The 8,825-nt window shown below is 65.9% G+C and carries 9 protein-coding genes and 1 riboswitch; of the genes, 4 read left to right on the top strand and 5 right to left on the bottom strand.

The genetic code is table 11. From position 1 onward, the window contains the following. Positions 1 to 540: 540 nt before the first annotated feature. Complete coding sequence (locus ACK41X_RS21515; protein WP_409727701.1) at positions 541 to 1,395, top strand: fumarylacetoacetate hydrolase family protein; 855 nt, start codon at positions 541 to 543, stop codon at positions 1,393 to 1,395. Positions 1,396 to 1,497: 102 nt separating this feature from the next. On the opposite strand, the gene ACK41X_RS21510 is transcribed toward ACK41X_RS21515, so the two are convergent. From ACK41X_RS21510 to ACK41X_RS21490, 5 genes are all read right to left on the bottom strand, one after another. Beyond that, positions 1,498 to 2,565 carry a TRAP transporter substrate-binding protein gene (locus ACK41X_RS21510; RefSeq protein WP_409727698.1) on the bottom strand — a complete coding sequence of 356 codons (1,068 nt, stop codon included), beginning with the start codon at positions 2,563 to 2,565 and terminating at the stop codon, positions 1,498 to 1,500. Beyond that, positions 2,566 to 3,378, bottom strand: coding sequence for a bifunctional hydroxymethylpyrimidine kinase/phosphomethylpyrimidine kinase (thiD, locus tag ACK41X_RS21505; protein WP_409727695.1), 813 nt, complete (start codon positions 3,376 to 3,378; stop codon positions 2,566 to 2,568). Further along, complete coding sequence (gene thiE, locus ACK41X_RS21500) at positions 3,375 to 4,037, bottom strand: thiamine phosphate synthase (protein WP_409727693.1); 663 nt, start codon at positions 4,035 to 4,037, stop codon at positions 3,375 to 3,377. Before thiE ends, thiD begins: the two co-directional genes overlap by 4 nt. A gap of 10 nt (positions 4,038 to 4,047) precedes the next feature. Next, positions 4,048 to 4,839 carry a hydroxyethylthiazole kinase gene (locus ACK41X_RS21495; protein WP_409727690.1) on the bottom strand — a complete coding sequence of 264 codons (792 nt, stop codon included), beginning with the start codon at positions 4,837 to 4,839 and terminating at the stop codon, positions 4,048 to 4,050. Then, a riboswitch (TPP riboswitch) is annotated at positions 4,829 to 4,942 on the bottom strand. (Overlaps the previous gene by 11 nt.) A 104-nt stretch (positions 4,943 to 5,046) precedes the next feature. Further along, a complete protein-coding gene (locus tag ACK41X_RS21490) occupies positions 5,047 to 6,024 on the bottom strand; it encodes a Bug family tripartite tricarboxylate transporter substrate binding protein (RefSeq protein WP_409727688.1) in 978 nt (325 codons plus the stop codon). Positions 6,025 to 6,124: 100 nt separating this feature from the next. Here ACK41X_RS21490 and ACK41X_RS21485 point away from each other — a divergent pair, with 100 nt between their 5' ends. The 3 genes from ACK41X_RS21485 to ACK41X_RS21475 all read left to right on the top strand — a co-directional run. Further along, entirely contained in the window at positions 6,125 to 7,792 is a 1,668-nt protein-coding gene (locus ACK41X_RS21485) for an FAD-dependent oxidoreductase (RefSeq protein WP_409727686.1), read from the top strand. Position 7,793: 1 nt separating this feature from the next. Beyond that, positions 7,794 to 8,375: a HupE/UreJ family protein gene (locus ACK41X_RS21480; protein WP_409727684.1), complete on the top strand. Its 582-nt coding sequence runs from the start codon at positions 7,794 to 7,796 to the stop codon at positions 8,373 to 8,375. Next, positions 8,372 to 8,825: HupE/UreJ family protein (locus ACK41X_RS21475; protein ID WP_409727681.1), on the top strand; the 454-nt coding region annotated here is incomplete at its 3' end. The genes ACK41X_RS21480 and ACK41X_RS21475, both read left to right, overlap by 4 nt.

The following is an 8,825-nucleotide window of genomic DNA, read 5'->3' as shown; positions in this document are numbered from 1 at the left end:
GCGGTGGCCGTGCGGGCGCGCGAGACGTGGCGCGCCGCATGGAGGCCCAAGCTGCTGGGTTCCGGCGAAGGATGCGCCTTCGTCACTTGGGGGACCGTGGTGGCCGGACCGAGTACGGACGCCACATCCGGAAAGGTTCAGGTCAGGTCGTCGCAGCGGTGGATAGGTTCGTCAGTCCACCGGGGGTCCAGCGGAGCAAGCCTTCAAACACCGCGCGCGGAACGCCGGAATTTTTCGGCGGTCCGTGGTGACTGCAATCTCGTGTGCTCTACCGATTCGCACACGAGGCCATGGGCTGGCTGAAAGCCCGGCGTTCCGCGCGCCCTTGCGCATCGGGTGTACCCGATGCGCAAAACGAAAGAAGGGCCACGGGTTTTGAAATTGGGCGCGCCCGCGCCGTCACAACAACAGGGCCGGCGGAGCTTTACCCGCATTGTCCCCTCCCTTGCTCTCGCCTGCCCGCCGCCGCATAGTCCGCGCCATTCGCGCGGGGCCATACGCCCGGCCCGGCGCATCCAAACACGTCTCCCAGGGGGAAACATGAAGCTTGTGCGTTACGGCCCGGCCGGCCGCGAAAAACCCGGCATCGTCGATTCCGACGGCAAGATTCGCGATCTGTCCCGCATCGTGAAAGACATCGACGGCGCGATGCTGGCGGATGGCGGCCTCGCCAAGATCAAGAAGGCCAATCTCGCCCGGCTGAAGGTGGTGCCCGGCAAGCCGCGGCTCGGCCCCTGCGTCGGCAACGTGCGCAACTTCATCGCCATCGGGCTGAATTATTCGGATCACGCCGCCGAGGCCGGCATGCCGATCCCGAAAGAGCCGATCATCTTCAACAAGGCGCCGACCTCGATCTGCGGGCCGAACGACAACACCATCATCCCGAAGGATTCGACCAAGCTTGATTACGAGGTCGAGCTCGGCATCGTGATCGGCAAGCGCGCGCGCTATCTCGATCGCGCCAAGGCAATGAGCGCAGTGGCGGGCTATTTCGTCTCCAACGATGTTTCGGAACGCTCCTTTCAGATCGACCGCTCCGGCGGGCAATGGAACAAGGGCAAGGGCTGCGAGACTTTCGGTCCGATCGGGCCGTGGTTCGTGACGCGCGACGAGATCAAGGATCCGCAGAATCTCGACATGTGGCTCGACGTCAACGGCGAGCGCCGCCAGACCGGCAATACCCGCACCATGATTTTCGGGGTCGAGCATCTGGTCTGGTATTGCTCGCAGTTTTTCGTCATGGAGCCGGGCGACATCATCGTCACCGGCACCCCGCCGGGCGTTGGCTTGGGCTTCAAGCCGGAGCCGAAATTCCTGAAGGCGGGCGATGTGGTCACGCTCGGCATCGAAGGGCTCGGCGAGCAGCGGCAGAAGATCGTGGCGCTGAAGACGTAGACCGCGGCGGCCTGCCCCTCCGCTCGTCCCCGCGAAGGCGGGGACCCAGCGCACCAGCAAACCTGGATTCCCGCTTTCGCGGGAATGAGCGGAGTTTGCGGCCTAGCCCCGCGCCTCCAGCACGGCGCGCAGTGAAATCCTCGACCACGCGCCGATCCGCTCGCGGAACGCCAGATAGGAATCGTGCACCTTGCGCGATTTGCCGCTGCGCGCGGCGAGTTCGGCCAGCACATCGGCGGATTCCTTGCCGGCGGCTGCGATCAGATCGGCCGGAAAGGTCATCAGCTTCACATTGTGCTGCGTGACCAGCGCATTGAGCGCCTCGACATTCAGCCGCTCCATTTCCGAGAGCGCGAATGCAGCTTCGGCGGCGCAGGCATGCGAGACGATCGCCTTCATCTCGGCATCGAGGGCGTTCCAGGCCTTGAGCGAGACGATGGCCTCGCCGGTGCCGTTCGGCTTGTTGAAGCCCGGCGCGTAATACATCGGCGCGACGCGATAGAGACCGAGCGCGATATCGGAACTCGGCCCGACGAATTCGGCGGCGTCGAGCACGCCCGATTGCAGGCTGGTGAGGATTTCGGCGGGCGGCGTGGTCTGCGGCGTTGCGCCGAGCCTTCGATACACTTCCCCGCCAAGCCCGAGCGAACGGATCTTGACCCCGCGGATATCCTCGCGGCTCCTGATCTCGCGGCGGAACCAGCCGCCCATGCACACGCCGGTATTGCCGGCCATGAACGGCTTGACCCCGAGCGGCGCGTAGAGCTCGTCCCACAACGCCTGCCCGCCGCCGGCATCGACCCATGCGACATGCTCGTTCGGCGTCAGCCCGAACGGCACCGTGGTGTAGAACACCGCGGCCGGCTCCTTGCCCTGCCAGAAGAACGAGGCGGTGTGGCCCATCTCGGCGACGCCGCCGGCGACGGCATCGAGCACTTCGAAAGCCGGCACGACTTCGCCTGCCGCTGAGACAACGATCTCGAGACGCCCGCCGGACAGCGTCTTGATGCGCTCGGCGACGCGTTCGGCGGACATGCCCGGCCCGGGCAGCCGCTTCGGCCAGGACGTGACCATGCGCCAGCGCTTGGTCTGCGCGCGGGCGACATTCGGGGCGGCAACGGCTCCTGCCAGTGCTGCGCCGGCGACGACATCGCGTCGGGTGATGCTCATTCAGTCTTTCCTTTCGCCCCACCAATGGTGGAAATGGTGCACCGGCCCATGGCCGTGTCCGATCTTCAATTGGTCCGACGCTGCAATCGCCGCGGTCACATAGGCCTTGGCCTCGCGCACCGCTTCGGCCAGCGGCAGGCCTTTCGCCAGACCGGCAGCGATGGCGGACGACAGGGTGCAGCCGGTGCCGTGGGTGTTCGCCGTGTCGATTCGCTCGGCGGCGAGCCGCGCCACCGAATGCGGCTCGATCAGGAGATCGACACTCTCTGCGCCCGCAGCGTGACCGCCCTTCATCAGCACCGCCTTCGCCCCGAGCGCGAGCAGCTTCTCGCCCTGCTCCTGCATCTCGCTTTCGGTCTGCGCCATCGCGGTCTCAAGAAGCGCCGCCGCCTCCGGCAGGTTCGGCGTGATCAGCATCGCCTTCGGGATCAGAACGCGGCGCAACACGTCGACCGCTTCCGCCGCCAGAAGCCGGTCGCCGGACGCAGCGACCATGACGGGATCGAGGACCACTTTATTTTGCCGGTAACGGTCGAGCCCGTCCGCGACCGCGGCAATCACGTCCGGATGCGACAGCATACCGATCTTCACGGCATTCACGGCGAGATCGGAGAACACCGCATCGATCTGCGCGGTGACGAAGGACGGCGGCACATCGTGGATGCCGGTAACGCCCTTCGTATTCTGCGCCGTGAGCGCGGCGATTACAGAGGCGCCATAGACTCCGAGTGCGGAGAAGGTTTTCAGATCGGCCTGGATGCCGGCGCCGCCGCCGGAATCGGAGCCCGCAATGGTGACGGCGATCGCGGTCATGCGGCGCCCCGCAACCGCAGCCCGGCGTCAACGATGTCCCGCAGCCGCTTCGCCGCCTGGCCCGGATCCGGCGCGAGCGACAGCGCCGAGATCACCGCAATGCCGTCGGCGCCAGCCGCAATCACGTCAGCCGCATTGCTTTCGTCGATGCCCGCTATTGCTCCGACCGGCATATTCGGCGCCCGCTGACGAACACGCGATGCCAGCTCCGCAAAGCCCTTCGGCCGGACCGGTGGCTCGCGGTTGTCCTTGGAGGAGGTCTCGAACACACCGCCGATGCACACATAATCGAGCAGATCGAGCGGCGCCGCCTCGACCTGAGCGCGCGTCTTGATGGACAGCCCGATGATCGCCTCGCGGCCGAGCAGCCGCCTCGCATCCGCCACCGGCATGTCGTCCCAGCCGACATGGACGCCGTCGGCCCCGGCGGCGAGCGCGACATCGACGCGATCGTTGATCAAGAGCGGCACGAACGACCCGGCAAGCGCCGCCTTGATGGCGCGTGCCTGCTCGATCATGCGCAGCGTCGAGCCGGTCTTGTCGCGCAACTGCACCAGCGTCGCGCCGCCCTCCGCGACGCTGCGTGACAGCGCGGCGAGATCGTGTCCGCCATTCCGGTCCGGATCGACAAGCGCATAGAGCCGCAGATCGACACTCATCTGTAAGCCTTCATCGGGAAGCCTCGGAAACAACCCTGGCACGGGTCAGGATGGCGGCGCGGTCGAGAGCGAATAGCGCATCCAGAAAGTGAACGCCGAAGCTGCCGGGTCCGTTCGCAGCCTCGCCTGCGATATCGCCGGCAATGCCGAAAATCAGCAGCGCGGCGCTGGCGGCGCTGAAGGGATCGGGCTCGACCGCGAGCGCAGCCGCGAGCAGCGCCGATTCGGCGCAGCCCATGGCGGTGATCCGCGCCATCAGCAGATGGCCGTTGGCGATGCGCACTATCCTGCGGCCGTCGGTCACGAGATCGGTCTTGCCGGTGAGTGCGACAACAGTCCGGCGCTGTTTGGCAAAATCCTCCGGCGCGGCGCCGCCTGACAATTCCGTAAACTCGGCGGCGTTGAGCCGGATCGCGGACGGGCTGCGTTCGAGCAGCTTGCGCGCATGGTCGGCGCGTGGCGGCGAGCGGTCGATCAGCACCGGGTCGAGCACAAAAGGCTTTGCCATCCCGCTGATTGCGGCAAGCGCAGCATCCACCGCCGCACGCCGTCCGGCATCGAAGGTGCCGAGATTGACCAAGAGCGCGTCGGCGCGCGCGGCGAACGCGGCCACCTCCTCCGGCGACATCGTCATGGATGGCAACGCTCCCACCGCATGCAGCACATTGGCGGTAAAGGCCTGCGCCACATTATTGGTGATGCAATGCACCCGCGGCGACCGCTCGCGAAGGCGTTCGACCAGATCGGCGGCGTGTCCGGCGAAATCGACGGGGCTGACAAATCCGCCCTGGGGCGCGTGCATATCTCACTCCCTCCGCCGGCATGACCCGGATCAGGTTCAATGGGTTGGCGACCGGCGCCTCTCAGCGCGGCGGACGATCCGCCGCGCACCCCATGAGATTGCGACTATCTAGGCCGCACCGGCAGCCAATGCAAGCGTGGCCGAAAATGCGGCGCGACCACCCCGCCGACAAGGGCAAAAGGGTGATCGGCACATGCGAGCGCGCGTCTAGTTCGTGACCTTAACGCCTGCTGCCTTGATGACACCCGCCCATTTGTCGGTTTCCTTCTTGATGAAGGCGGCAAATTGCTCCGGCGTGGTCGGCCGTGCCACCGCCCCGCCCTGATCGATCCGCTGCTTAACGGTGGGATCGTTCATCGCGGCGACGAAGACCTCGTTCAGCTTCTTGATAATGTCGGGCGGCGTGCCGGCGGGCGCGATGAGTCCGAACCAGCCGATCGATTCGTAGTCTGGAATGCCGGCTTCGATGAAGGTCGGCGCATCCGGGACATGGCTGTCGCGTTCGCGGCTGGAAACCGCCAGCGCCTTGATCTTGCCATCCTTGATCATCGCCTGCGAGGACGGAATGTCGACGATGGCAAGCGGAATGTGGCCCGCGACCACGTCCTGGGTCGCAGGACCGGAGCCCTTGTAGGGCACCAGCGGGATTTTCACTCCGGCCAAATGGTTGAACAGCTCCGCCGACAGATGCATGGCCGTGCCGTTGCCGCCATGGCCGATGGTCAGCTTGCTGGCGTCTTCCTTTGCCAGCTTCACGACATCGCCGAGGGTCTTGCCCGAAAAGCCCGGTCCCGACACCATCACAAAGGGGATCGCCGTCAACAGCGTAATCGGCGCCAGATCCTTCTGCACGTTATACGGCATCTTGTCCTTGAGGCTGACATTGACCGCCAGCGCCCCAGCCGCGCCGATACCGATGGTGTAACCGTCGGGTGCCGCCTTGGCGACCGCATCCACCCCGATATCGCCGCCGGCACCGGGCCGGTTCTCGATCACAATCGGCTGCCCGAGAGCCTTTTCCAGATAGGGTTGCATGGCGCGCGCCAGAAGGTCGGTGCTGCCGCCTGGCGGGAACGTCACAATCAGCCGGATCGGACGGTTTGGATAACCTTGCGCTGCAGCAACAGCCGTCATGGACAAAAGAGCCGCAAGCCCAAGGGCTGCGACCCGCGCGAAAATCGACATCTCAGTTCCTCCCGAGCTTATCTTTGCTCCCGTGTCCAGCAATGATATGCGATCCGGCCACGTGTTAGAAGAGCAGCCACGGAATTTGCGGCACCGAGAGATGAGACAGGAAAAGACCAGCGTTCTGATCGTGGGCGGCGGCCCCGTCGGCCTCACCCTCGCCATGGACCTCGCCTGGCGGGGGATCGACGCCCTGGTGGTGGAAACGCGCTACCCCGGCGAACCGCCGAGCGTGAAATGCAACCACGTTTCGGCGCGCACCATGGAAACCTTCCGCCGGCTCGGCCTTGCGCAGAAGGTGCGGGACACCGGACTGCCGGCGGATTATCCGAACGACGCATCCTACCGCACCACCTCGACCGGAATCGAACTGGCGCGGATTCCGATCCCCGCCCGCAACGAGCGCTATACCGCGACCGGCGGTCCCGACACCTGGTGGCCGACGCCGGAACCGCCGCATCGCATCAACCAGACCTTCCTCGAACCGGTGATGTTCGCCCATGCCGCCGCCATGCCGGGCGTTCGGATTCTCAACCGCACCCAGATCGAGGATTTCGACCAGAGCGATCACAACGTCATTGCCACAGCGCGCGACCTGGACAGCGGCGAAACCTTCCGCATCGAGGCGAAATATCTCGCCGGCTGCGACGGCAGCCGCTCCATGGTCCGCCGCAAGATCGGCGCGACACTCTCCGGCACGCCGGTGATCCAGCGCGTGCAATCAACCTGCATCCGCGCGCCGCAGCTGCTCGGCATGATGCCGGGCAAGCGCGCCTGGATGTATCTGTCGCTCAATCCGCGCCGCTGCGGCACCGTGGTCGCGATCGACGGCAAGGAGACCTGGCTGATCCACAATCATCTCTATGACGGCGAGCCCGATTTCGATTCCATCGATCGCGACTGGGCGATCCGCACCATTCTCGGCGTCGGCGAGGATTTCGAATATGAGATCGTGTCGAAGGAAGACTGGACCGGACGGCGCCTGGTCGCCGATCGCTTCCGCGACCGGCGTGCCTTCATTTCGGGCGACGCCGCGCATCTGTGGATGCCCTATGCCGGCTATGGCATGAATGCGGGGATCGCGGATGCGATGGACCTGTCCTGGATGCTCGCGGCCGTCCTCAAAGGCTGGGCGCCGGCATCTTTGCTCGATGCCTATGAACGCGAGCGGCAGCCGATCACCGAACAGGTGTCGAAATTCGCCATGGAGATGGCGCTGAATAACATGCGCCAGCGCAAGGGGACACCGCCGGAAGTCGAACTGCCCGGGCCCGAAGGCGACGCGGTGCGCGCCCGCGTCGGCAAGGAAGCCTACGACCTCAACGTCCACCAATATTGCTGCGGGGGTCTCAACTTCGGCTATTTCTATGCCGGGTCGCCGGTCATCGCCTATGACGACGGCGAACCTCCGGCTTACACCATGTACGACTTCACCCCGTCCACAGTGCCGGGCTGCCGCGCGCCGCATTTCTTCCTGCCCAATGGCCGCTCGCTCTATGACCTGCTGGGGCCGGATTACTCGCTCTTGCGTTTCGATCCGGCGGTGGACGTCGAAGGCATGGTCGAAGCCGCCGCCCATCGCGGCGTACCGCTGGTGGTCGTCGACCTGCCGCCCGAGAGCGCGGGCGACCTCTATCCGCACAAGCTTGCGCTGGTGCGCCCCGACCAGCATATCGCCTGGCGCGGCGACACCGAGCCAACGGATCCGCTGGCATTGATCGACCTGATACGCGGCGCCGCCGTCGCCGCCGCCAGAAAGGCCGCGTGACATGAAACGCTTTGCCGCGACGATCCTGTTCTCGCTCGCGGCGGCGAGCCCCGCCCTTGCGCATACCGCGGAAGGACTCGGTGGCGGCGTTGCCAGCGGCTTCATGCATCCGCTGCTCGGCGCCGACCACATTGCGGCGATGCTCGCGGTCGGATTATGGGGCGCTTTTCTTGGTGCGCCCGCGATCTTCATCCTGCCGATTGTGTTTCCGCTGGTCATGGCGCTCGGCGGGGTGCTCGGCATTCTCGGCGTGCCGCTGCCGGGCATCGAGCTTGGGATTGCGATCTCCGCGGTCGTGCTCGGCCTGATGGTGGCGCTCGCGGCAAAGCCGCACCTTTGGATCGCCGCGCTTCTGGTCGGGGTTTTCGCGATTTTCCACGGCCATGCCCATGGCACCGAATTGCCGGGCGAAGCCAATGCGCTCGCCTATGCGATCGGCTTTGTCATCGCGACCGGCCTTCTGCATCTCGCCGGGATCGCCTTCGGATTGCTGACGCAATATCCGAACGGGCGGCTCGCGGTCCGCGCAGCCGGCGGCGCCATCGCGCTTGCCGGACTGGTTTTTCTCGGCCGCCTGATATGAGGCGGGCGGCGCTCGCCGCTGTCCTGATCTGTTTCGCGGCGGCCGACGCCCGGGCACATACCGTCTTGCCCGGCGTCCGCGGCTTTCCGGGCGGGCTCTTGCATCCGCTGCTGGTGCCCGCGCATGCGCTTGCGTTGATCGCGCTTGGGCTGATGGCTGCAACCCTGCCGCAGCGCGAGGCAGTCCGCGCGCTCACCGTGTTCGGCCTCACCGCAATTCTCGCTTTCGTCCCGATTGCCCTCGCCTACAGTGCGGAGCGGGCGGAGTTGTTGATCCTCTGTCTCGGCGGCGTGACCGGGCTCATTCTCGCAGCGGCGCTGGTGCCGCCGCTCTCCGTCGCCGCCCTGCTTGCGGCCGCGCTGGCGCTTGCGGTGATGTTCGATTCGGTGCCCCCGGTGCCCAGCATCGCAGAGACGTTGCTGTCCTTGACCGGCACCGCGTTCGCCGCAA

The sequence above is a fragment of the Pseudorhodoplanes sp. genome, from assembly GCF_046289595.1.
Classification (GTDB): Bacteria; Pseudomonadota; Alphaproteobacteria; order Rhizobiales; family Xanthobacteraceae; genus Pseudorhodoplanes.
This window is presented reverse-complemented; position numbering and strand designations above follow the sequence as displayed.

Coding starts and splice junctions, on each gene's coding strand:
- ACK41X_RS21510 (WP_409727698.1), bottom strand. CDS start 2,565: ATGAGCATCACCCGACGCGATGTCGTCGCCGGCGCAGCACTGGCAGGA.
- ACK41X_RS21495 (WP_409727690.1), bottom strand. CDS start 4,839: ATGCACGCGCCCCAGGGCGGATTTGTCAGCCCCGTCGATTTCGCCGGA.
- ACK41X_RS21480 (WP_409727684.1), top strand. CDS start 7,794: ATGAAACGCTTTGCCGCGACGATCCTGTTCTCGCTCGCGGCGGCGAGC.
- thiD (WP_409727695.1), bottom strand. CDS start 3,378: ATGACCGCGATCGCCGTCACCATTGCGGGCTCCGATTCCGGCGGCGGC.
- ACK41X_RS21515 (WP_409727701.1), top strand. CDS start 541: ATGAAGCTTGTGCGTTACGGCCCGGCCGGCCGCGAAAAACCCGGCATC.
- ACK41X_RS21490 (WP_409727688.1), bottom strand. CDS start 6,024: ATGTCGATTTTCGCGCGGGTCGCAGCCCTTGGGCTTGCGGCTCTTTTG.
- ACK41X_RS21485 (WP_409727686.1), top strand. CDS start 6,125: ATGAGACAGGAAAAGACCAGCGTTCTGATCGTGGGCGGCGGCCCCGTC.
- thiE (WP_409727693.1), bottom strand. CDS start 4,037: ATGAGTGTCGATCTGCGGCTCTATGCGCTTGTCGATCCGGACCGGAAT.